The sequence below is a fragment of the Pelagicoccus albus genome (genome assembly GCF_014230145.1).
In the GTDB taxonomy this organism is placed as follows: domain Bacteria; phylum Verrucomicrobiota; class Verrucomicrobiia; order Opitutales; family Opitutaceae; genus Pelagicoccus; species Pelagicoccus albus.
The window spans coordinates 688738-712013 of sequence record NZ_JACHVC010000013.1 but is presented as its reverse complement, the minus strand read 5'-3'; the positions used below and the strand labels follow the sequence as shown (position 1 = coordinate 712013).

Below are 23276 nucleotides of genomic sequence, written 5' to 3'. Positions count from 1 at the left end.
ATCTACGCTTGGGTGGCTAGGGCTGCTTGCAGTTCTTCAAAAATGGAGAGCACCAAAGTTTTGTTCTCGGGGCGCAGTTCACACAGCGGTAGCCTTACGCGACCAGTTTCAAAGAGACCCGCCTTGACCATGCACGCTTTCACCGGAACCGGATTTGGCTCGATGAAAAGATTGGTGAAGATCGGGTAGAGAAGCTGATGCAGGGCGCTGGCTGTTTTTAGGTCACCATCCAGGGATGCCTTAACGAGGGCTACCACTTGCTCGGGAATGACGTTCGAGGCGACTGATATTACGCCTTCCGCTCCAGCGCAGATGAAGGGGAGAGTTAGCCCGTCGTCGCCGCTGAGCACTACGAGGTCGTCACCCATCGCCTTCTTGAGTTCGTTTACTCGGTCTACACTGCCGCCCGCTTCCTTGATGTGGTTAACGTGAGGGTACTTCGCCAGAAGTCTCTCAACTGTTGATACGTCGATCTGGATGCCGCAGCGTCCTGGAATCGAGTAGAGAACGATGGTGCGGTCAGTTGCTTCCGCAATTGCAGAGAAATGGCGGAACAGGCCTTCCTGGCTTGGCTTGTTGTAGTAGGGGGCCACGTGAAGCATGCCGGCTGCTCCCGCTTGATGGGCATACTTAGTGAGCGAAACTGCTTCACGAGTAGAATTGGAACCCGCTCCTGCGATTACGGGCACGCGCCCCGCTGCAGTTTGGATTGTCAATTCCACGACACGTTGGTGCTCATCATGGCTGAGGGTAGGGCATTCGCCGGTCGTCCCTACGGGTACGAGCGCGTCGATACCTCCCTGAATCTGGTGTTCGACCAGTTTTTTAAGATCAGATTCGGCTAAGGACCCATCTCCGAGGAAGGGGGTCGCTAGGGCGGTCATTGATCCGGTGTACTTTTTTGCGCTCATAATTCGAAAGTGAAGGAATCGAGTTCCAAGCCGATTTATAAGGACGGTCAACCTTATACCTGTAGAGGCGATCTTTTCTATAACTCGAGTCCACTTTCCAAAAATGTCATCTGAGATCTTCGACGAACTTCTTTATCTAGCTGTCGACAATGGGGCGTCTGATATCGTCATAAAAAGCGATAAGCCAGGCTATCTCCGTCTTCATGGAAATCTTGAGCCAGTGGAGATGCCTCCCATCGACGGTGAGTCTGTCTTGGAGTTCGTCGACGAAAACGTGCCCAGCAACTACAAGGAAACGTGGGAAATGGAAGGTCAGGTCGACTTCGCCTATTTCTTGGAACGTGCAGGACGTTTTCGTGTGAACGCTTTTCTGCAACGCGGCACCGTCAGCATCGTTTTCCGTCACATCAAGAGCAAGATTCCCAATTTCGAGGATCTCTCGCTCGATCAGGAAGTACTGCTAAATCTCGCTCAAAAGAAGGATGGTATCGTTTTCGTGTGCGGGGCGACCGGATCCGGAAAATCGACGACGCTCGCTTGTTTGCTGAATTGGATCAACCACAACATGGACAAGCATGTGGTGACCTTGGAGGATCCGATCGAGTTCAATTTCATCGATTCAAAATCTGTCTTCCAGCAGCGAGAGGTCGGTATCGACGCTCCAAGCTTCCAGAAGGCTCTCAAAGCCGTTTTGCGTCAAAATCCGGACATGATTCTGATCGGGGAAATGCGCGATAAGGAAACGTTCGAGACGGCGCTTGCCGCTGCCGAAACGGGCCACCTCGTTTTCACGACTTTGCACGCCGCGAGCGCCCAACAGGCGATCACTCGCTTATTCGAGTATTTTCCAGCCGAGCAACATCAGTTGGTCCAAAGAAAGTTGTCCGAAACGCTGCGTGGCATTATCGTGCAGAAGTTGCTTCCCAATCTGGAAGGGGACGGACGTGTTCCTGCTCAGGAGATCTTGATTGGCGATTCTGTAGTCCGTACCACGATCCGAGAGGGTCGTTTCGATCAGGTCGGAACCTTGCTCGATGTTTCTGCGGACAGTGGCTCGCGGTCCTTCAACAAGGAGCTCTCGAGACTAATCAAGGCCGGGATGATCAGCAAGAAGATCGGCTTGAAGAACTCTCCAAATCCGCAGGCTCTGGAAATGAACCTGAAGGGTATCTACTTGAGCGATTCGAACCGGATCCTCGGGGGAGCTAGTTTGAACTAGCATCCTCGCTTGGGTCGGTTTCGCTGACCCTATTTCTTTTCGAACTGCTTTCGCTTCAGTATCGCGTCCCAGATGAACTTCGATTTCTGGGCGGCAATCTCGGTCGATTCCAAGACTGCTTTTTTGCGTTGAGCCAAGTTTTCGTCAGCGATGCTCGCTAGATCGTCTAGATTGTAGAGGAAGACGCTGTCTAAGTCTCCGCAGCGTTTCTCGATGTTTCTCGGCAAGCCGAGGTCGATGAGAAACAAGGGGCGTCCTCGCCGTTTCGCGATTCGCTTCTTTACGAGGTCGTAGGTTATAATAGGGCTTTCCGCTCCGACGGAGGAGATAACGATGTCGTATTCCTGCAGGTATTCAGGAAGTTCTGACAAAAGGCGCGGAGTTCCTCCCCATTGCTGAGCTACCTCGTTGGCTCGTTCCTGACTGCGGCTGGCGATTCCGAAGTTTTCAGCCCCGCGGCTGCGCAGTGCTTTAACCGTTTTCTCCCCGATTTCGCCTGTTCCGAGCGAGAGGGCGGCGGCGGATTTCAGATCTCCGAAAATTTTGCCCGCCAAGTCCACGGCTACGTTGGCTATGTTGATCTGCCCTTCGCCAACTGTAGTTGAATTTCGGATGAGCTTGGCCGCTTGGAAACCTTTCTGGAAAACCCGGTTGATAACCTTGCCTGCGTATCCATTTGTTTGGGACTCAGCGTAGGCGGCTTTAACTTGACCGAATATTTCCGCTTCGCCGGTTATTTGAGAGCGAAGTCCAGCGGAAACTTCAATGAGATGCTGCACGGCGTCTTGGCCCGAGCGAAGGTGTATGTGATCCTTTATTTCGTCTGTCGAGACGGCGTAGATTTGCGCCAACTGCTCCAGCACTTCTTGAGGCGTCGCGTCATCGGAAAGCTGTGTGTAGAGCTCGAAGCGGTTGCAGGTATTTAGCACCAGCGACTCGGATATGTGATCGGAGCTATGCAGGTCGGAGTACAGTTTGCCCACCTTTTCGCTATCCAGAGAGTAACGCTCTCTTACTTCCAAGGGGGCGATCTCGTGGTTGATGCTCACCACGATGAATGACTTGTCGTCTTCGGCGCTCATGGTTGCTCAATCGATTCCGAGTAGGCCGCAGCGTGACTAGAGTTGTCGCTATTGCGGTCGACTGCCGCGAGGGAGAGCAGGGCGGCGACGAAGATAAAGATGCAAGACCAGGCGAATTTTTTGGAGGTGATCGCCAGTTTCCAGTCCAAAACCAGTACGACGGCGTAGGCGAGCCAGACTGCGATGGTGGAAGCCAGTTTAACGGTGAGAACCGAATCCAGATTTTGTATGAAATAGCGGTAGCCGATGGCGAGAGACACGCTGAGAATGACGAAGCCCATTTTGGCCAATCGCCCGTTTATGCTGACCAATTCGACGATGGAAGGGAGAAAAGGAAAGAGCCCTCCTACCACATTCTTGGTTTTCAAACTGCGGCTCTGCAGCAAATACATCGCGGAGGTCAGAGCCAGCACGCCGAAGACACCGTAGCTAAATAAGGCGAGGGCTGCATGGGTCTCGATCCATGGAGAATCGCCAAAAATCGGTTCGCGGCTGGGAGAATCCCAATGTCCGAAAATCAGAGACAATATTGAGAAGAGGCAGGCAAAGCCGGAGGTGAAAACACCCAGCAGACTGACTCGAAAAGCGGGCCCCACAAAGATATAGATAGCGATGGCCGACCAGACCATGAATTGCACCAGTTCAAATTGGTTGGCCAAGGGGCATCCGCCGTACTGCAGGCCGCGAGCGTAGAGTCCGGTGGTTTGCAGGATCCATCCGAAGGTGACCAAGCCGAGGATGTAGGGGCGGCCGGTCTTTCTTTTTAGCTTCAAGGCCGAATAGGAGCCCAGCAGAAAGGAGGACGCGAACACAATGGTCGCGAGCCATATCCACTGTTTGTCGGCGAGGCCGAATAGCATGTTGTTCATTTGCTAGGCTAAAGATGAATTAGAAAGACGCCTCTTTGTGCTGAGACTGATGGCGAGGAAGCTTGATTGGTGGCAGATCTTCAAAGGGATGCCTCAGACGTCAAGCGGATCTATGGCTTATGCCATTGGAGGGATCTTCATTTCGAAGGGAGGGATCAGGCAGTGTATCTTATTTCCGAATTGGTCCCTCCCGTGGAAGCTGCCCCAAGCCTCCGCGTTGCAGCTACCGATATGGAAGCTGTTATAGGAGAAGCGTTCGCCGGGCTGAAGTTCGGGCTCTTCCCCAACGATCTTGTCGCCCTCGACTACGAGCGTTTCGCCTTCCTCGCCTTTGATTATCCATTTCCGGCCGAGAAGTTGGACTGCCCGTTCGGAGCGATTTTCCACTGTGATAAAGTAAATGAAAACATGTGGCGTTTCGGGAGGTACGTTGGGTCCTCCGTATTGATAACGAAGGTCGTCTAGTTTGACCACTAGACCGTCAAGTTCTTCGGATGGGCTGCTTTGCATGCTGTTTAGTTTCCTAAGCCTGTCCTGTTTTGTGAACTGCTTCTGCCATCGTCTGAAGTTGGCGCTCAGGCTGATTTTGGGTGGGAAGACTGCCTTCCAAGCTGAAGAATGAGGCGTTGTTTAGATGGATAAACTGGGACGTTTGGGACTGTTTTGAGCGTGCGGTAGCGTTCATAGTTGAATGACGCCGGACGTTAGGGAGTGGCTGCATCGCGGTCAAAATCCTTTCGCGGCCGGCTCGTTTTCCACAATTGGCTTGTATGAGCAAGCAGGTGTCGGAAAAGAGAGGCATGTCTTCGAAAGCGCTTATCATGGTAAAAGACGTTTCAGGGGTCGCCTCGTTGGCGAAAAGCCTGGTGGGGGAATTCGGTTTTGAGCTTTGGGGTAATGAAATCGCCTGTGAAGCGCTGACGGGGCTCGGTGTTTCCATCAAGCTTGCCAAGACCTCGGAGGCTGTGGCCATGATCGAGAATCCGGCTGAGGCAGTTCGGCTGGTGGTGGCTAATTTCGTGGATGTGGAATCGGCGGGTCGTGCTTTCATGTCGTGGAAGTCGGCCTTGTCTGCTTTTGATCGAGGAATCGTATCCTCGTTGCGGGCAGCGGCCTGGGCAGTGGACCGGGTCGCGGTAATTGGCAATCCAAGCGATTATGATGCCGCTTTGCAGGAGTTGAGCGAAAATGGTGGAAAGTTCCGGCAGGCGTTTCGTATGGAGCGGGCAACGGCGGCATTTCGGGCAGCCAGTGAATTCGATTTTGCAGTGGGCCAGTATTTGGAAGTTCAAGGTGCCGACAAACCTGACATGGGCGCTCTCAGTGGATACTCGAAAGCCCTTCGCTTCGCTTGGCCGAGGTTACAGCTCTTGGAGCATGGCGAAAATGGACATCAGCTTGCGGCTCTCTATGGCAGTTTTTCCGAGCATTTCGAACAGGTTTGCGGACCTAAACTCGACTACACCTCGATTTTGAGCGTGTCGAAAGCCGCCTATCTTATCGGAGAGTTCGAAAAACCGGCGGCCGCCTTACTGCGAAATGGCAAGATTGTGACTGCGGCTTGCGGTTCGGATTTGGCTGAGCTGGTGGCTGGGGTGCTGAAAGATGAGGATGCTCGCGGCTCGTGGCTCGTGGCGAACGGAAGTTTGGGGGAATCCGTCATTTCCGAAGCAATCGAATCGGGAGTCGTGGGTATTTTGTCTCCGGACCTCACAGATTCGGAACGGGAGTTGTTGAGTCGCACAGGGAAGGTCTCTGCTCTGGTTTCTCTTACAGGTCTAGGTTACGAGGCCTTGCAGGAGATTCGCAGCGTAGCGGGCGGGGTGCTCGTGCAAGATAAGGATCGGGCTCCGGTCAATCCGATGGAGTGGACGCCGATGAGCCTCGCCCAGCCGCTGGTGGAAGACTGGGAGTCGCTGATGTTTGGGGCCAAAGTGGTTCGCCATGCGGATTCCGAAGCTTTGGCGATCGTGAGCGGCGAGCGGCTAATTTGGCTTGCTGCGGGGGAAGTGTCGACGCGACGCGCTTGGCAAGTCGTGGAAGAGTCGGGAGTTGGATTGGACAAGACTGTCGCGGTTTTCGATTCGCCGGAGGTCGACCCTAAGATATTGCCCCGCATGAAGGAATTTGGCGTGCGAGTAGCGCTTGTTACAGCGGGTGGCGATGAACAGGCTCTTCGCGATGCTGCCAACAGTTGCGGCTTGGTCCTTTTGTCTGCGCCAAAGTCCTGGAGAAAGTTCTAGCCCAGCTGAACTCGGGGAAGTTTCTCCGTCAGTTAGTTACCACTACAGTTACGGCGGTGGTCACGGCCACGATGGTGGCAATTTGGATCTCTTGGATCAGATCCTTGGTCGCTTTCCCAGCCACCTCTCCGGAGACGATTTGTTTGATGCGTTCCTTTTGCGGATTCAGCCGTTTTCGGCCATAGATGCGAAGGAGAAGCTCGCTGGCGTCGGCCAAGGATACGAGCAAAATGTCCCGTGGAGTTGGCTCTTGGTCCGGGCTGAATATCAAGCGTTCTAGTCGATCCAATAGCGCTTGTTCCGGAGCGTGATTCACTTCGGGATAAACCGTTCGGTTGAATACCAGCAAAACGCTATCTGAAGTCCTACGCAAAATGCCCAGATCGCAGAGGGACTCCGCTGCCCTGTGGTGAATCCGCTTTATGCTTGCGATGCGGTTAACCCATTTGGCGAGTCGCGTCGGCCGTTTCGCAGAATCGATCTTTTGGATACATTCGTCCAGCAGGGCGTCTCCTGTCGGGCTCGAGTCGAGCAGCTCGACAAACTTTTTCTTGTCGTCCGAGACTGCGATTCGCTTTTCGAAGAGCAGTTCCGCCATGATGGATCCAGCCAGCACGAGGCCAAGGTTTTCGATGGTGAAAGTGCCTTTTTCGTCCTTTAGGGCGAGGAGTGAAATTTCTTGGTAGAGATGAAGTTTCATTGTTTTTGGGGGCTGGCTTGAAGCGGAGCTCCTACAATTTTCGGGCGTAAAGATAAGCCTGAAGCCCGGGTATCAAGTAGAGCATGGGAGCGTAGGCGAACAGCCACTGGTAGGGGGATTCAATGGGAGGAAGGACGAAACAAAGGAGACCGATAAGCAAGATAGGCACTGACCACGCTAGGAGCAATTTTCCTCCCTTTTTGTTTATCTTGTACCAAAGCTCATCCGACTCGAAGCTTTTGGCGAGGCGTACGCCGTAGAGCTTGTTCATCGCGACCTTCTCTTTTATCAGGGGGATGGATACGCCGGCGGCAAGCACGGCAACCACGCTGTTTGAAATTCCCAAAGTGAGGTTTAGTTTTTCCATTTTGGTAGCGCGGAGGTGGCTATCAGGTACGTTCTCCGCATCTCGATTTTCCGGTGAAAAGAGTTATCTGCAAAACGACAGCCACTAGAGGCAGTGTTTGCGTGAAAGAATCGGGAGCTCCCAATAGGGCAGATGCGAGGATCGCTGTGGCCCACGCCAGAGCGTGGAGGACTGAATAGAGTTTGCGGTGCTTGTCTGTCATGATGTGTTTGTTGTTAACTTTTACACAGACTAGCATGCCGAAGTTACCGTCGTGTTACCTATCGGTAAAACGTGTTTTTTTTCTAAAATAACTCGGAAAGCCCATAGACGCTATCTGCTATCCTGCCACTGCAACACGTAGACTGGCTGGGGTGGAAGCTCGACCGTTTTCTCCTGACCTTCGCTGGCGTAGCCGTCCCCTTGAGCTGTTCTTTGTATGAACAACGCCAATTTCTTCTCCCGACTCCAAAGCGGCAAGTCGTAGCTAGGTTCCCACTGATCCGTATCGATTTCCGCCAAGTCCTTGAACTTCCACTCAGGTGAGGAAATATCATCGCAGTAGGCCATGCTCGGGCGGTTATCCCTTTCTATGTCTCGAAAGATTAAATACGCTTTGGTCGTGTCTCCGGTCGAGTCGGCCAGAATTTGGGGACGGGAGATCGGAATCTTTTTGGTCCCAGTTCCGCTGAGCGAAAACGGCGTTTCTCGCTTGGTTATTTGCGAGTTATGCCAAGCGTATCCATCGTAATGGACTAAATGGAATTGAGGTACTTTTGATCCGGCTGGAGTCCAGTAGGAGGCGATGTAGGGATTCCCGTCCGAATCCGAGCACATCGAGGTTTGGTTGATTAGCTCGCTGTTTTGAGGGATGAGAGCCGCGTATTCGGCAGTTGCCGCGGTTATCGGCAGGACGTAGGGCGTGCCGTCTGATCGGACCCAGGATTTCCCCCCGTCGCTAGATTTTGCGAAACAGATGTCATGATTCGTGGATACGTCCCACGTCTCTCTCCAGGTCCAGGATAGGTAGATGCTCTCGGAATTCGGATCCACATAGGCTTGCCAGTAGGAATTTCGCTTGTTCTCGCCGTCGATTAGCTTGGTTTGCACACGGGACCAAGTTTTTGAGGCGGTATGGTAGCGATTCATGACCAGATTCCCCCGGCCGGATCCCCCGTCGCGGTAGAGGAAAATCAAGTCGCCGCCAGCTATGGAGTAAAACTCCGGATAGGTCACGCTGTGCTCTTCGCTCCCGATCATGGAGGGGATTTCGGCAAATTCGAGAGAGCCAGGCTTTGTCGATTTGGCGTAGTGGAGAGAAGTGTTATGGTGATCCCAAGCGATGTGCAGGAAGCCGTCTCCGTCCACCGCTATGCAGATGGAGTTGTGGGCGTCTTTCATGTTTCCGGTGAGCTGGGTCCGCTCGGCAGTCCAATCCTCGGAATCTAAGTTTCGGTGGGCGATGACTACGTGGCCGCTTTCGTCATAGTAGGCTGCGTACTGGCGGTTCTGGTCGGAAACGACGGAGTTTTTCCGGAAAATCGTGGTGTTGACCGAGTTTTGAGCCCATCCCGTGCCGACTTGCATCAAGGTCGATTTCTCGGATCGACAGGAAACGAGGGCCAGAAGAAGGCAGAGGAGGGTGAGGAGCTTTGGGACGGGGAATTTCATCGGAAAACCCATTTTGCGAAAAGTAGCCGACGAGCGAAAGCCAATTAACTGTTCCGGGTTGCTATTGATGGGGGTATGTCTTGAATTCGCCGCATGTTTGACGCGATCGAAAAGCTGAAAGAGTACGTTAGTTATCAGAGTGTTTCCGCTGATTCCGCCTATAAGGAAGGAATGGGGCAAACGAGAGATTTTGTAGCAAAAATGCTGGGAGACCTTGGACTCAGTGTTGAGATCGTGGATACTCAAAAGCATCCGATCGTGATGGCTCGCCGCACTGGAGATCCCTCTTGGCCGCATGTCGTGATTTACGGTCACTACGATGTGCAGCCGGTCGATCCGATCGAGCTCTGGGAGACTAGTCCGTTCGAGGCGACCATCAAAGGAGATCGTATTTATGGTCGAGGAACAGCGGACAACAAGGGACCGCAAATGGCTCACATCGCTGCGGTGGCGGAATTGCTCGAAGAGCATCCTGATGTACCGCTGCGTCTAACTTTCATTATCGAAGGAGAGGAAGAAATCGGGAGCCCAAGCCTATTGCCTCTGCTCGTGGAGCGAAAGGAAGAGTTGAGCGAAGCGGATATGGTGTTGCTCTCAGATACGCTTAGCCCGACGGCGGATCAAATCGCGGTAACGGTTGGCTTACGAGGTATCGTGGAAATGGAATTTGAGTTGGTGGGCCCCAAGTCGGACTTGCACTCTGGTTTGCATGGCGGAGCGGTCTACAATCCTCTGCAGGCGATGGCGGAGATTTGCGCTTCACTGCACACTGCGGATAATCGCGTAAACATATCCGGTTTCTACGACGATGTGACGGATGTGGAAGACTGGGAGCGGGAAGAGCTCGCAGGCTTGGGGACGAATATCGAAGCCTATGCGGCGAGTGTCGGGGTGGAGGCCTTGCATCCGGTAACAGGATACACGCCCTTTGAAGCGATTCGCTACATGCCAACCCTCGAATTTAATGGCCTCTGGGGCGGCTACACCGGTGAAGGTAGCAAGACAATCGTACCCGCCAAAGCGACAGTCAAAATCACCTGTCGCCTTGTTGGGAATCAGAAGCCTGACGTTATCGGAAAGCTCGTATCGGAAGCGCTCATGAAGCGAGTGCCCCAGGGCTTGAAAGGCAAAGTGAAGCTTGGCCATACCGGCGTACCTTATCTCGTCGTCCCGCCAAATCGCCCCAATACGCCTAAGGATCAAAGTGAGATCTTGGCCAAAGCCTATGAGGCAACTGAATCGGCGGTTACGGATGTGTTTGGAAAGAAGCCACTGTTTTTGCGCGAGGGAGGAAGCATCCCGATTATCGCGGATGTAAAACGCGTGACCGGACTAGACTCCGTCATGATCGGACTATTCTTGCCGGAGGATAATCTTCACGCTCCCAATGAAAGCATGTCCTTGGAGGTGCTTAAAAAGGGAATACAGGTTTCTAAGCGGATTCTGAAGGCGGTCGCAGGAGTCTAGTTTCTACCTTTTGCCCGTTTAGCGGGGAGGGTTTCCTGTACGGCCTCTCCGCTCTCCACGACTTCCAAATCGCCCAGCTCGATCTTGTATTCGTCGCGTTTGTACACCTTCGTTTCAAGACCCTCGCTCACGTTTCCGTAGTAGGCTTCGCCTGCTTTGCTCATCAACAGAACTGCATCCTTATAGCTGGAGCCCAAGGCTTTCATGCTAATGCGAGTTGTCCACAGAAGTCGCTTTTTGTTGTTTTTCGAGAGCTCTTGGAAATCCCAGGCCATTACCACGATCAGATAGCGTTCTTGTTGTAATTGCGTCAGCATCCGCACCTCGTCAGTCGTGGCGAATGGCTTGGCTCTTTCTTTGGCCAAGTCGTCGTCGAAACCGAGGATTTCGGCGATCTGGTTTTCCTGCATACGTTCGCTTTGCAGGCTGTTGTTGTACTTGAGCGAGTCAAATCGGGCTTGGTCCGAACTGTACATGTCGGAGTAGGGAGGGGTATAGCTCGAATTGGGCGATGCTCCCGGAGGAAGGTTCTGATTCATTTCGGCAATCCCTTCATATGCCTGCTGCAATGCGAAGTCGCGATTTGGGTCCTCGAACTTCTCGACCGCTCCCCAGTGTACGACCAGCAACATGTCCGCGGCTGCCTGGTCTTGTGCGGGCAGAAAATTCTGAGCGGCGAGACTTTCCGACAAGGTTTCGGCTATCTCCAGAAAGTCGACTTGCTTGATTCGGTCTGAACGAGTTGAGTTTCCGAAGAAATCGCCTTGGGCAAAAACGTAGCTTAGTGGCTGATTGTGATCCAATTCCCTTTGCTCGAGAAAGGCGTTGGAGCTGCGCGCTTTTACGGCGACGCGAACTTTAGCGTCCAGAGTTGGGCTCAGAATGAGCATACCGAGTAGGGCGATGACGCAGAAGCGGGGCAGGTAGCTGGGGTTATTCATTGTGAATGAATCCCGATTATCTTGTATCGCCGAAATTGGCAAATCTATCGGACGTGCAGAGTGAAAGCTGGACACAAAAAAGCCGCATCGGTGGAGACGCGGCTTTTGTTGAAAATCTAGTTGTTTATGGGGGCTACTGCTCGGCCAACCAACGTTCCGCTTCGATCGCGGCTTGGCAACCCATACCCGCAGCGGTGATCGCTTGGCGATAGACATGGTCGGCGCAGTCGCCGGAGACATAGACTCCGGGGATGTTGGTTTGGACCTGGCTGCCCAGCTTTGGCTTGAAGTAGCCTTCTTCGTCCGTTTCCAACGCGTCCGCGAAGGGGCCAGTGTTGGGAATGTGGCCGATGGCGATGAATACGCCTTTGGCGTCGATGGATGAGGATTCGCCAGTCTTGCGGTTGGTAACCTTCACAGCGGTGGCAAAGCCTTGTTCGTCAGCTACGACTTCGTCCAAAACCGTGTCCCAAACCATCTCGATCTTCTCGTGGGCGATAGTACGCTCTGCCATCAATTTAGAGGCGCGGAGCTCGTCTCGACGGTGGATCAAATAAACCTTAGAAGCAAAGCGAGTGAGGAAGAGGGCCTCCTCACAAGCGGTGTCTCCGCCGCCTACGACCACGACATCCATGTTGCGGTAGAAGGCTCCATCGCAAGTCGCGCAGGTGGTGACTCCCTTGCCTCCGTACATTTCCTTTTCGCCCGGTATGTCGAGGAGACGAGGGGAAGCTCCCGTGGAGATGATGACCGACTTGGCCTTATACTCTTTATCGCCCGCCTTGAGGGTGTAAGGGGAGCTCGAAAAGTCTACGCTATCGATGGTGGCCTGTGCGAAACGAGTGCCGAAGCGAGTCGCCTGCTTGCGGAGATTGTCCATGAGCATGAAGCCGTCGATTCCCTCTGGGAAACCTGGGAAATTTTCCACTTCGCTCGTCTGGGTGAGCTGTCCACCCGGGAGCGTGCCTTCCAGGACGAGAGGGTTCAGATTAGCCCGAGCGGTGTAGATGGCTGCTGTGAGGCCAGAGCAGCCAGTTCCGATAATGATGACGTTTTCGACTTCGGTTGACATGTGTTGTTAGGAAAGACTCTACGAAGATTGAGGGGGGATTGATGCAGGAAAGCGATCAAGCCCGCTTTGGCAACGGAGGAATTCAGGGAACTCGCTTTCGTCAGCCACGCTGATCCTAGACCCAAATCTGCTTGGATGGAAAATGCCGTTTACTCCGCCAGCTCCTCTAAGGTTCTCGATTCGGCAGAATGCTGCAGCTTGAAATAGAGGTGATCTGTTCCGTAGAGATCAGGAGGCAAGAGGGTCGATTTCCAATCAGCTGAATCGGTAGCATCCAGGCTTTCGGGGAGTTCGAAGTAATCCCAAGTTGTACCTAAAGTTGTGCTGAAGAGTATCTTTGCATCGTCGAGAAGAGAGGTACTGGGTTGATGGATTTCAAGTCGCAGAGATTCCTCTGGGGATAACGCTGGCACCAGTCGGATTTGCGGTGTCGGACGACCCGGATCAGTTCCAAGAAGGTATTCTTCGTAGTTGGTGAGCCCGTCCTCATCTGGATCCCCGCTCGGTTCGGTCCAGCCCAAGTCGAGACCTTGAGATTCATCGAAACTGAGCCACCAGTCGAGATAGTCGCTCAATCCCCCCGTTAGCTCCTCTTTTTCCAGTGAATCGAAAGAGAGGGCCTGATCTTTCGTAGTCCCGTTGTAGTCTGGTACCTGGTTCTCGATGATTACACCGAGGGTGCCCTCGGAAATGATCATCCTGCCCGACGAGAGTGATTGGCCAGCCGTAGTATTTTCAGAGCTACCACCTAGCAGGGTTATGCTTGGTGATACGGTTTCCCAGTAGCTGACTCGTTCCTTGGACTTGAATTCAAATCTGTAACTACCGGAATCGGGGTGATCTAATTTCAGCAGGTCTAGGTTGCTTCGAGGATGAGCGGCGATTGTGTACTCTGCCGCTCCGAGGCGCGTCCACGTCCCGATGCCAGCATGTTGGAAATCGTAGCCGAACAGCTTGGCTGGCTTCCAAGCCCGAACTTCCAGCTTGAGCGAGCCATCTATTATTATCTCATGCGATCCTCCGTCGGCATTTAACTCTTCTGGCAGGCCGATCCATTCTAGGGTTGTGTTGGAAGCATAGGGTACAGCCTCGATATTTACCGTGTCTCCCGTCCGGTAGACGTTTTTGGTCGGCTCGCGTTTTATTTCTGTACCGATTCCGGTGAGGTCGAGAAGGTAGCCACTTGCGATGTTAGCCCCGAAATTGAAATAGCTTGGGACATCCTCGTATTTCAAAACTAGGTCATGGGTTCCAGAGGGAATTTGAATGGAAGCGAAGAACTTCCCCGAGCCTGAGTTAGAGTAAGCAGCGTTTTGGAAGTCCCCATTGTCGATGCTGTAGCTTGGGACCTCTGTTGAACCGTCTACATCGCTAAAAACGATCACCGCGGGACCCTCTATTTCGGTGCTCATTTCGATGGGCTCGAGATAATTCAGTTTATCGATTTCAATTGTTTGTAGTGGGGTGCCGACAAACTCGTTTGAATAGACATCCAAACTTGCGTTGTTGAGTACCCAATCGTGCCCGAGGAAAGTCTCATAGTTGATGATCTTTTGGAATACCGGTATGGGTTCCTCACTACTTACATCAGTCTGAAATTGGTAACCGTGCTCTTCGTAGGGGGCTTGCCATTTGACGAATTCGTAACCGTCCTTTGGAAGCGCTGTTACCGAAATGCTTCTGCCAGCCTGATAGGTACTGGTAAACGTGCCAAAACGCATCGTCCCCATTTCGTAAACCCGTTCGTAACTCCTGTAACCCTCGTCTTTCCCGTCGAAGATTATCGAAGCGCTTTCGTGGGGAGAGAACGGGTGCTCGATGGTGAGAGCGTTTTCTCCTGCGGGGAATTGCAGAGCAATCTCGTTCTCGTACAAAACGATGGGGTTTAAAATCTGTTCGCCGGACTTGTAGATGAAATCCTCGTGGGAACTCTCTGTACTCAGGCGAATGTAAGCGGGTCCCTCAATTGGTAGCGTCAGTGTGTGGGAGGCCTCTTCGTTTTCGCCATATGAGCTTTGGATCCAACTAGAAGCATAGCTAGTTTGCTGGAAGGATCCAACACTTGATGGCTTTGCCCAGCCTGCTTGCGTATCGAACGGAATGTTTATGCGGGCGGTAATGGGTGTGTTGTCTGCTTGGCTGACTTCTATTTGACTGATAGCGGATTGTGTCTCTTCGCCCACTACCCACTCTATAAGATCGTCTTCCCAGTTTTCGTCCACCGAGACATTTACTGGACTGTTTTTTGATAGAGAAGCCAAACTTGGCTCGAAGTCGAGATCGGCTGGATCGGTCACTTGAGTCATCGGTGCCCAGTACTCCAAGAACTTTACCCCGCATATTTGAGCGTACGTGTAGCTGTCGTCTCGGTTGGCTATGAGCTTTACCTGCTCTCCCTCCGATACAGGGATTCTCAGGTGTTTCCAGTTTAGGGGAGATCCTTGTATTTTGAATACAATTTGCCCCTCTTTTTCGATTTCTATGATGTCATCAACATATTTAGATCGTACGTAAAATTCAATGTGCCCTTCGGTTTCAGCTTCGAATAAGAGTGTGCTAATTACGTTAAGGTCGAAAACTTCAGTTTGTCCCGGGCCGATGTCTTGAGAACTTGGCCATAAGTCATTGTAGCCTTCGTCTATAACCTTTAGATTTGGAATATCTAATTGGTCTTTTCTGTACTCCGCCTGTAGCGCATAAGTTGGATCTGCTTCTATAGTTATTGACCTCTGCGTGCTGAAAGTCTCGTTGCTGGAGCCGTTCAACCAGCGGTAAAATTCCCATCCTAAGAGATTTTTCTCAGATGCGACCAATGTGACTTCTTCTCCAGGAATGTAATCGCTTTTAGCTGGCGATATTTCTATCTCGGCATTATAGGCGAATGCGTAGATTGAGACACTTTCCTTGAGTGTGAGTGGGTATATCGAGATGGCTGATAGCTCTGATTCGTCCAAGGGCAGGGAGGTTACTTCCCATCTTAACTCATGCTCGCCTTCGGGTATTAAGAAACCAGATACGTCTTCAACTGCGGTGCCATCTAGAAGAAGCTGAACATCTAGTCCATCATATTTTCCGTATGTATAGAAGTATGAACTGGCATAGACTGGTCCGGTCAAGGTTGTTGTAGCGCTAGATTGAGTCCCGCTATCTTCGGCTGAAAAATAGTACCATAAATACTCGGAGTCGCTGCTGCCAAGACGTGATGGTGGCTTGTTTTCGAAGCTCCATTGGCTTCCTCCGAAATTACCATCGCTAGCGAAGATGGCGGCGACTGAGGCATGCTCCGTGACTTTGAGGTTCAGTGGGTTTGGGGAGGCTTCATAAGGCGCGGCCCATCCGACGAAGGTGTTTCCCTCGTCTGCCGTAGCCAGAAGCTGGACTGATGCGTCGAGTTGGTAGGTGGTTTCTTCGGGCGTCATCTGCACGGTACCGCCGGCTCCACCTGAACTAACTTGGTAGCCTTCTGTAAACCCTAAGCTTGATACAATTGGGTCTAGCAGCGTTTGAGAAGAGCTATCGGAAGTCGCCGGGTCTACAACAATCTCTACTGAGTGCTCGCCATCTTCGATAAGAACCTTTCCTGAGGCCCAAGAGAAACTCTTGGACAGATCATTTTCTTCCCCATCTACGTACACGGATGCACTTTCTACACGGCTAATCGTGAGATAGAAAATCCCGGGACCTTGCAATGTTGTGCGAAGCGTTGTCGCCGTTTCGGAGCTCCAAGGGCTTGGTAGGCTCAAATAGTCAGTGTTAAAGAATACCCCTTCCGTATCAGTTTCCAAGGCTATCCCATTGTATTCGAAGGTCTCCACTCCATAGCGGCCATGGCTGACGATTGGTCGGTCTACCAGTACTTGGGTCGTTGCTTCGTTTCCTGCTAAGTCTCCGTCCCAGCCTAAGAACAGGTTCTTGTCACTATAGGAAGTTGAGGTAATCTGAAGTTCGGTGCCGTGTGGCAGATAGACGATATAGTCCGACTCGTCTTCTTCCCAGTAGTCGTCCGGTTCCGGAAGTGCGGGACTGAATTCGACCGAGCCGCCTGCGAGGGTGATGTCTATAGGATGTACTTGTTCGAGGCGAACTCTAGTCGCTGAATGTACACTACCGTATGCGATCACACGTACGCGGTGCTCGCCCTCGGGGATTCCGAAGACACCCTCCTTGCTGAGAATGCAAATTTCACCATCGATTTCATATTGGAAATTTGAGACTCCATATTGACTTACTTGGATACGCATCGTCGCGGGGCCAATGAATGTTGATTCAAACCAGGCCGATTGATCCTCGTTCATGTCGTTGCCGACCGACCACTCCCCTTCGGAATAGGTCCAGAGTGTATCGCCAGATTGGATAGCGCCGGATTCGTCTGCTTGTTTGACGAAATTCGCTTTCAATACAGTCGGGGAACTCGGGCTGACCTCAATGCTTGGCTGAGTGGATTCGGAAAGGCCTGACCAGTGGCTGAAAGTGTATCCATCATTGGGTACGGCGGTTAATTGAGTGGCTGACTCTCCCTCTAGAAAATAGGTTCCACTTTCATAGCCTTCAATCGTTCCGCCTAAGGTTGTATAGAATTCGACGGGAACTCCTGGCTGCCATTTGATGTTGTCTACTGTTGTGAGAGGTTCGTAGGTGAAGGCTTTGGAACTGTTGTCATACGCGATCACGATTGCGTGCCATCCTCGGTCAAGAAAGAGCTCCAAGGTCGTGATTCCGGATACTTTGCTAGTCTCTACTTCTACCCCATCCACATAACATTCTATATCGGATCCGTATCCATCGAATTGCATGCTGAGAAGGCCTGATCCCTCCACTAGGAATCCAACCCTAGCTATATCGGTCCAGCTTTCTAGTGGGTTTGATGGAGCTAAGCTCAGTCCGTCTTCTCCTTCCGTGATCGTCCATTCGTGATCGCTATAGGATCTAAGCTCGAGTTCTCCGGAGCGGATGACCTTATAGAACCGGGCCTCGAAGTTGTTTTCTACGTTCGGATCGATCTCGATCACTGGATCTGAACTTCCCACATCCCCCTTCCAGGACTCGAATTCCCAACCCTCGTCAGGAACTGCCCGTAGCTGATGAGGTACAGTCAATGGTACATAACTTTCGTTGACGATACCTTCGACTTCGCCCTCTCCCAAAATGGTCAGCTCGATGGGAAGGAAGGGCGATATCTCAAAGTCGTACAATTCTAGATTGCCGGAACCTGGGACAGAGAAATCCTTGGTCGCAGGCGAAACCCATTGGGAAAAAACCATGGTTTCGCCCTCGCCGATTGTTTCCGAATTCCAATTAGCATTGGCCTCTACGCCGTTGCCTCTTCGAACCTTCATTTGGAATAGGCCGGGGTTTTCCACCGTGAAGCGGAAGTACTTGTTGGACTGAAGATCGATGGAAAAGCTGGGAGCAGTACCCGGCTCGGGTAGGGAATAGCTGTTGTAGTCGCTAAGATCGCATTCTACGAATCCGCCTTCGAAAGGCTGCTTGATTATCCAGATAGCTTCAAACGAGTACGGAACTGTAGGCACGATCGTTAGCTCTGGCGATTCGAGATCCCAACCATCTACAGGTCCCCAGAAGTTATTGGGAATCCAACGGATAAACTCTACCTGTTCGTAAGGAGCGGACGCTGTCAAAGTGACCTCTTCGCCGTAGTCGTAACGGTCTTTGTCTGGGTATTTGCTGAGCGTGGTCCCCGGAGTTTGGACCAACTCTAATGGGGTGCCCTGTAGAATTTCCAGATTGGAAAAACGGAAGCTGCGATCACTAGCTTCGCTTGCGCTGCTGCTAATTGGTGAAATCTGAATCGAGATGTCCTGCTCTGGAACAGTCTCGTCGTCTCTCTCAAAGAAGCTACCAAAACTGAAGCTGTTGTTGATATAAGAGTAGCTACTTAGATACAGGGATTTCGAGGGTTCTTCACCCTGGAATTCCTGGACCGTGCTGCCCAAGCCGCTCAAATCGGTCTCAATGGACAATAGGTACTCACCCGGCGAAGGTACGTTTTTGAGTATCAGCTTCGCGTAGCTGTCAGCCGGTACGGATAATTGGAGGCCAGATTCGGTGAGGGAGACTTCAGCTCCATCGCCTAGCTCGACCGCGAGCTCGTTGGGGCCATCGAATTGGAGTGCCTCTTCGAGTGCTGCCGAGTCGGGTAATTCAGCATATGACAGGGACGCCCAGATGGCGGCAAAAAATAAGGGGAGGGAACGAAACATGGTTTGAACTGGAGAAAGTGGGAGACACTCGTAAGGGTAATTATTTAATTCAAGGATCTAATTAATAGTTGCAATTATAATTAGTAAATCTTCTGGGGGTAGGGGCAAGGTGTCATCGCCGCGGTGTTTTAAGTTTGTATGTCGTTGCCGCTTTCGATGGATGGTAGGGCATGTCGGGAATCGTAGATACGCATACGCATTTGCATAGTTTTGCCCTGAAGGGGGTCTTGGAGCAGACGCTTGAAGCCGCGGCGGAAGCGGGCTTGCGGCGTTTGGTGACGGTCGGCACCGATACGGACGACTGGGAGCTCTACGCTGAGATGGCGTCAAACTACGAGCAGATCGACTACACGGTGGGGATTCATCCTTGCTCGGTGGAAGCGGGCTGGGAGAAGAGTTTTGCCCAGATCGAAGCCTTTTGGGCGAAGGACCTTAAGCCGGTGGCTCTGGGGGAAATCGGTTTGGATCGCTTTCATCTCCCGAAGAACGACGAGGAGAAGGCGAAGCAGGTGTTCGAACTGCAGGTCGCTGCTTGCGAAGCGCAGCTCCAATTGGCCAAAAAGTTGGATTGCCCGGTGGTGATTCACTCGCGTGGCGCTTTCGAGGAATCGGTGAAGTTGATCGACGCGAGCGGCGTGGACTGGAGCAAGGTGGTCTTTCACTGCTTCTCGGAAGGTCCGGGAGAGATGAAGCAGCTTCTCGATCGAGGCGGTTTTGGCAGCTTCACCGGAGTGATTACTTTTAAGAATGCGGAAAGCGTGCGTGAGGCGGCCAAGCTGCAGGGGCTGGATCGTCTGATGATCGAGACGGATGCTCCCTATCTTGCTCCCATGCCGAAGCGTGGAAAACCAAACGAACCTGCTTACTTGCGTTACACGGCGGATTATTGTGCCGAGCTTTTTGGCGTTTCCCAAGAAGCATTTGCGGAGCATACGACGGCGACGGCTAGAGCCTTTTACGGGCTGGCTTAACCGCGATTATTGAAGGCAAAAAAAGGGCCAGTTCTGGTTAGAACTGGCCTAACTGTTATCGAGGGAATCGTTTCGCGTCTCAGTCTATTTCTCGTCGAACTTGGTGGCGAAAAGGGCTTCTAGGGCGTCGAGGCATTCAGCCGCATCGGGTCCGGTGGCCAATGTTTTGATTTCGGAGCCTTTGCCGGCGGCCAGCATCATAAGGCCCATGATGGATTTGCCATTCACTTGCTCGTCGTCCTTTTCGAAGAAGACGTCGGAGCTGTACTTGTTGGTGACCCTTACGATCATGGCGGCGGGGCGAGCGTGGATACCCATTTGGTTTTGGACCAGGAGCATGCGTTCGAGCGCGTTTCCGTCTGAACTAAGGTTGGCAGAATCCATAAGCGATGAGGGTGAGAATTTCTTTGAGTAAAAGTGTGGTATACGTATGCAGGTGGCCAAGTACAAGTACGGATATTTAACCTCGTAACCTAAATGCTAGCAATCGTAGCCCCAGCGCGCCTCGCCTCTACCCGTTTTCCTGAGAAACTACTCCATCCCATTTGTGGAAAGCCCCTTATTCTTTGGGTCGCGGAACGCATACAATCCCAAGTGCCTGATATCCCCGCTTACTTTGCGGTGGACGATGAAAAGCTAAGATCCGTAGTCGAAGAGGCCGGATTCCGCGCGATCATGACGCGTGTGGACCATCAGAGCGGAACCGACCGACTCGCCGAGGCCAACGAACAAATCGGTGCGGATGTCCTGATCAATGTGCAGGCGGACGAGCCCATGGTCGCTGCTTCGCAGATCGCATCGCTGGTCGAATACATGGAGCAGGGGGCCACGATGGCGACTCTGGCCACGCCGTTCCTAACCCGAAAGGACTTCTTGGATCCCAATCAGGTGAAGGTAACGATTTCGAACGAGGGTGATGCCCTCTATTTTTCGAGAGCTCCGATCCCTTACCATCGAGATGGCTTCGCGAGCTTCGATGACGAGTGGGTTAAACGCTCCCCGGTGTTTCGCCATCTGGGACTCTATGCCTATCGAGCCGACTTCCTGAACGAGTTTTGCCGATTGCCGCAAGGTCGTCTCGAAGCGATCGAACGCCTCGAGCAATTAAGGGCCTTGGAAAATGGCTATCGGATCAAAGTCGGACTCACCCAAGAGCAGTCTATCGGTATCGACACTGCAGAGGACGTTGAGAAATTCACCGCCGCGGTCGCCGGCTAGTCTCTCGGGTGAATTTCTCAATCCTTGGTCTCTGCTTGGTGCGGCAAACGTCTCAGCTCACTAAGATCGTAGTCTCGAGAAACGAGCTCTTGTATTAGCTCATCGTACTTTGAATCAGTCATTTGGGGCGACCGGGACATGATCCAGGCCATGCTTCTGCCCGGATGTCCGACCACCGTGTACTCGTAGGAGGGATCCACGTAGAGAATGTAGTAGGCAGCGTTTAGGATTCCGAAAAAACGCATCCTCCACTCCGCGTTAGATTCGTGGTCGTATACTTTTCCGACCGGATGGTATTCCTTCCACTTACCCTCGTGAGAGCCTTTGCGGTAGCGGTAGGTAGTGCGGATCTTTTTGCCGTCCAGTTCGTAGGTCTCAGTGGCGTCGTAAGCCTCCTTATCCATGAAGGTCGGCGTATGGCCGTGCACGTACCAGGTGCCCATGAAGCTCTCGAGATTTACGGAGTCGGCTAGTTTTTGGTTTGGCATTTCGTTTTCGGAACAGGCGGTTGTGAGTAGCGTCGCCAGTAAGGTTAAGGCTATCAAAAGTCGTTTCATGACGAGCGTACTGGGGCTAGGCGGATGATTCGCAGTTTATCCAACACAAGGATGAAGGGATAGAGGACGTCCCATTCGTACCAGCGGTTGGCGAAGTTGGCGCGATTCGGAAAGCGGTGATGGTTGTTCTGAAAAGTCTCTCCCACGAATAGCAGATCCCAAGCGAAAGTGTTCTTCGATTGGTCAGGTGTATTGTGATTCCGGTAACCGTACTTGTGGCCACACCAGTTCACGAAAGCCCCATGTACCGGCCCCATCAGGAAGTGGAACGGCAGCAGCAGATACCAGATAGGGGAGGGAGCAAAGTAGTAGTAGAAAAGTATATACAGCGCGCAGAAGCCAAGCCGCACGAAGATGGAGTTGCCGAGGCGATCCACTAAAGGCCAAGTGGGCAGAGCTCGGATCGAGGGGGAGCTTGACTCACGTTGACCGGTCTTAAATTCATAGTAGACCCTTGCGGTGTTCTTCATCATACCCCAGACATCGCTAAAGAAATGTGGTGAATGAGGATCTTCCTCTGTATCGCTATGCTTGTGATGCTCCATGTGCAGAGCCGCGTACGACTTCGGGTGAAGAAAGGAAGATCCTTGGGCCACAAACGTGAACAAGTAGAAGAACTTCTCCCAAAATGGGCTCATGCGAAACATGCTGTGAGCCATATAGCGGTGCAGGAAAAAACTTTGGGCAATCACTGACGCATACCAGTGGAGCACAAAGAATATGATTATGGCGGTCATCGGAATAGAATCCCCAACGTTTCGTTTACTTTGACAACTGCTTGGTGAAACGGTAGTGCGAGACTCCCCATTCGCTACCATTTTTGTATCCAAACAATTCCGCACAAGCTAGGAAGAAAAGTCGCCATCTCCACATCCACTGCTTCGCATTCTCGGGTCCGTAGACTTTGGCGAAAATAGGCTCTATTTTTGATTCGTACGTATTCATGTTTTGGAGCCAAGCTTCGGATGTTTTCTGGTAATGCACTCCGCTCAAGGCCCAGCTCTCCTCCGCTTGAATATACTTGTCGAAGCTCGGAAGAAGATCGTGCGACGGCATGATCCCACCGGTGAAGAAGTGTCGAGCCATCCATTCGGAAGGGTTGCTCGCGTCGTAGGCGTAAGCGTGCTTCTTATGAGAGAATACGTGGACGAACATTTTCGCGTCGTCGCGTAGCCAGTTGGAAAGTTTTGCGAATAAAGCGTCGTAGTTTCTCACGTGCTCTAGCATTTCGATTGAGACGATGCGGTCGAATTGGAGAGGGGTGTCGAAGGCGTTGATATCGCAAGTGACTACGTTTAGATTGGTCAATCCCCGTTCGCTAGCCCGCTTTCTTATGAACTCTGCCTGACTCGAAGAATTGGATACAGTAGTGATTTGGGAGTATGGGAACTTCGCTGCAGCCCAGAGCGAAAATGAACCCCAGCCACAACCGAGCTCCAGGATATCCTGTCCATCTTTCAACTGGGCTCGCTCGGCGACGAGTTCGAGAGACGCAAGCTCAGACTCTTCGATTGAGTTACATCCCTCTGGCCAGTATCCGCTGCTGTATTTCAAGTAGGGCCCGAGCACTAGTTCGAAGAATTCAGCCGGAACTTCGTAGTGCTGTTCGTTCGCTTTGTCTGTGTCTACTGCCAAAGCGCTTTGCTTGAGGGCTCTCTTGAAGCTCTCATTGGAATCGGGGCCTTTCGACGCTTCGATCTCTAGTTTGCGTTTTAGCCTCTGTCTGATTCCGAATCTGAGAAGAAAGTAAGGGATGTATCCATTTTCTGCGAGTTTTAGCGTGTTCAT

The 23276-nt window shown here is 52.2% G+C and carries 20 protein-coding genes; 5 read left to right on the top strand and 15 right to left on the bottom strand.

Translation table 11 applies throughout. From position 1 onward, the window contains the following. Window positions 1–2 precede the first annotated feature (2 nt). Window positions 3–911: a 4-hydroxy-tetrahydrodipicolinate synthase gene (gene dapA / locus H5P27_RS18295; RefSeq protein WP_221774785.1), complete on the bottom strand. Its 909-nt coding sequence runs from the start codon at window positions 909–911 to the stop codon at window positions 3–5. A gap of 103 nt (window positions 912–1014) precedes the next feature. Here dapA and H5P27_RS18290 point away from each other — a divergent pair, with 103 nt between their 5' ends. Next, window positions 1015–2130, top strand: coding sequence for a type IV pilus twitching motility protein PilT (locus H5P27_RS18290; protein WP_185661869.1), 1116 nt, complete (start codon window positions 1015–1017; stop codon window positions 2128–2130). Window positions 2131–2159: 29 nt separating this feature from the next. On the opposite strand, the gene hemA is transcribed toward H5P27_RS18290, so the two are convergent. The 3 genes from hemA to H5P27_RS18275 form a co-directional block, all read right to left on the bottom strand. Beyond that, window positions 2160–3212, bottom strand: a complete 1053-nt coding sequence (hemA, locus tag H5P27_RS18285; RefSeq protein WP_185661868.1) for a glutamyl-tRNA reductase — start codon at window positions 3210–3212, stop codon at window positions 2160–2162. Continuing rightward, complete coding sequence (locus tag H5P27_RS18280) at window positions 3209–4081, bottom strand: cytochrome C assembly family protein (RefSeq protein WP_185661867.1); 873 nt, start codon at window positions 4079–4081, stop codon at window positions 3209–3211. Before H5P27_RS18280 ends, hemA begins: the two co-directional genes overlap by 4 nt. Window positions 4082–4198: 117 nt before the next feature. Beyond that, a complete protein-coding gene (locus H5P27_RS18275) occupies window positions 4199–4591 on the bottom strand; it encodes an ApaG domain-containing protein (protein WP_185661866.1) in 393 nt (130 codons plus the stop codon). A gap of 260 nt (window positions 4592–4851) precedes the next feature. Between H5P27_RS18275 and H5P27_RS18265 the strand changes: the two genes are divergently transcribed. Continuing rightward, window positions 4852–6324, top strand: a complete 1473-nt coding sequence (locus H5P27_RS18265; RefSeq protein WP_185661864.1) for a hypothetical protein — start codon at window positions 4852–4854, stop codon at window positions 6322–6324. A 28-nt stretch (window positions 6325–6352) separates the two neighbouring features. On the opposite strand, the gene H5P27_RS18260 is transcribed toward H5P27_RS18265, so the two are convergent. The 4 genes from H5P27_RS18260 to H5P27_RS18245 all read right to left on the bottom strand — a co-directional run bounded on the left by H5P27_RS18260 (window position 6353) and on the right by H5P27_RS18245 (window position 9041). Beyond that, window positions 6353–7024: a GOLPH3/VPS74 family protein gene (locus H5P27_RS18260; protein WP_185661863.1), complete on the bottom strand. Its 672-nt coding sequence runs from the start codon at window positions 7022–7024 to the stop codon at window positions 6353–6355. 31 nt (window positions 7025–7055) lie between these two features. After that, the gene (locus tag H5P27_RS18255) at window positions 7056–7391 is read right to left on the bottom strand and encodes an SdpI family protein (protein WP_185661862.1); all 336 of its coding nucleotides are present in this window, start codon (window positions 7389–7391) and stop codon (window positions 7056–7058) included. 22 nt (window positions 7392–7413) lie between these two features. Further along, window positions 7414–7593, bottom strand: a complete 180-nt coding sequence (locus H5P27_RS18250) for a hypothetical protein (protein ID WP_185661861.1) — start codon at window positions 7591–7593, stop codon at window positions 7414–7416. A 110-nt stretch (window positions 7594–7703) separates the two neighbouring features. Then, entirely contained in the window at window positions 7704–9041 is a 1338-nt protein-coding gene (locus tag H5P27_RS18245) for a BNR repeat-containing protein (protein WP_185661860.1), read from the bottom strand. Window positions 9042–9134: 93 nt separating this feature from the next. Here H5P27_RS18245 and H5P27_RS18240 point away from each other — a divergent pair, with 93 nt between their 5' ends. Further along, window positions 9135–10508, top strand: coding sequence for a M20/M25/M40 family metallo-hydrolase (locus H5P27_RS18240; RefSeq protein ID WP_185661859.1), 1374 nt, complete (start codon window positions 9135–9137; stop codon window positions 10506–10508). On the opposite strand, the gene H5P27_RS18235 is transcribed toward H5P27_RS18240, so the two are convergent. The 3 genes from H5P27_RS18235 to H5P27_RS18225 all read right to left on the bottom strand — a co-directional run bounded on the left by H5P27_RS18235 (window position 10505) and on the right by H5P27_RS18225 (window position 18742). Next, on the bottom strand, window positions 10505–11449 hold the full coding sequence (locus H5P27_RS18235; RefSeq protein ID WP_185661858.1) for a hypothetical protein: 945 nt from the start codon (window positions 11447–11449) through the stop codon (window positions 10505–10507). The genes H5P27_RS18240 and H5P27_RS18235 overlap by 4 nt on opposite strands. Before the next feature lie 133 nt (window positions 11450–11582). After that, window positions 11583–12521, bottom strand: coding sequence for a thioredoxin-disulfide reductase (gene trxB / locus H5P27_RS18230; RefSeq protein ID WP_185661857.1), 939 nt, complete (start codon window positions 12519–12521; stop codon window positions 11583–11585). A 149-nt stretch (window positions 12522–12670) separates the two neighbouring features. Further along, window positions 12671–18742 carry an InlB B-repeat-containing protein gene (locus tag H5P27_RS18225; protein WP_185661856.1) on the bottom strand — a complete coding sequence of 2024 codons (6072 nt, stop codon included), beginning with the start codon at window positions 18740–18742 and terminating at the stop codon, window positions 12671–12673. A 170-nt stretch (window positions 18743–18912) separates the two neighbouring features. On the opposite strand from H5P27_RS18225, the gene H5P27_RS18220 reads away from it, so the two are divergent. Next, window positions 18913–19713: a TatD family hydrolase gene (locus tag H5P27_RS18220; protein ID WP_185661855.1), complete on the top strand. Its 801-nt coding sequence runs from the start codon at window positions 18913–18915 to the stop codon at window positions 19711–19713. Window positions 19714–19797: 84 nt separating this feature from the next. On the opposite strand, the gene H5P27_RS18215 is transcribed toward H5P27_RS18220, so the two are convergent. Further along, on the bottom strand, window positions 19798–20097 hold the full coding sequence (locus H5P27_RS18215; RefSeq protein ID WP_185661854.1) for an HPr family phosphocarrier protein: 300 nt from the start codon (window positions 20095–20097) through the stop codon (window positions 19798–19800). 93 nt (window positions 20098–20190) lie between these two features. Between H5P27_RS18215 and kdsB the strand changes: the two genes are divergently transcribed. Then, window positions 20191–20931 (top strand): 3-deoxy-manno-octulosonate cytidylyltransferase, encoded by a 741-nt coding sequence (gene kdsB / locus H5P27_RS18210; protein ID WP_185661853.1) that lies wholly within the window; start codon window positions 20191–20193, stop codon window positions 20929–20931. A 17-nt stretch (window positions 20932–20948) separates the two neighbouring features. Here the strand turns inward: kdsB and H5P27_RS18205 are convergent, their stop codons facing one another. The 3 genes from H5P27_RS18205 to H5P27_RS18195 are packed head-to-tail and all read right to left on the bottom strand — an operon-like array spanning window position 20949 to window position 23276. Beyond that, a complete protein-coding gene (locus tag H5P27_RS18205; RefSeq protein WP_185661852.1) occupies window positions 20949–21488 on the bottom strand; it encodes a lipocalin family protein in 540 nt (179 codons plus the stop codon). Further along, window positions 21485–22225: an acyl-CoA desaturase gene (locus tag H5P27_RS18200; protein ID WP_185661851.1), complete on the bottom strand. Its 741-nt coding sequence runs from the start codon at window positions 22223–22225 to the stop codon at window positions 21485–21487. Before H5P27_RS18200 ends, H5P27_RS18205 begins: the two co-directional genes overlap by 4 nt. A 25-nt stretch (window positions 22226–22250) precedes the next feature. Beyond that, window positions 22251–23276 (bottom strand): SAM-dependent methyltransferase, encoded by a 1026-nt coding sequence (locus H5P27_RS18195; protein ID WP_185661850.1) that lies wholly within the window; start codon window positions 23274–23276, stop codon window positions 22251–22253.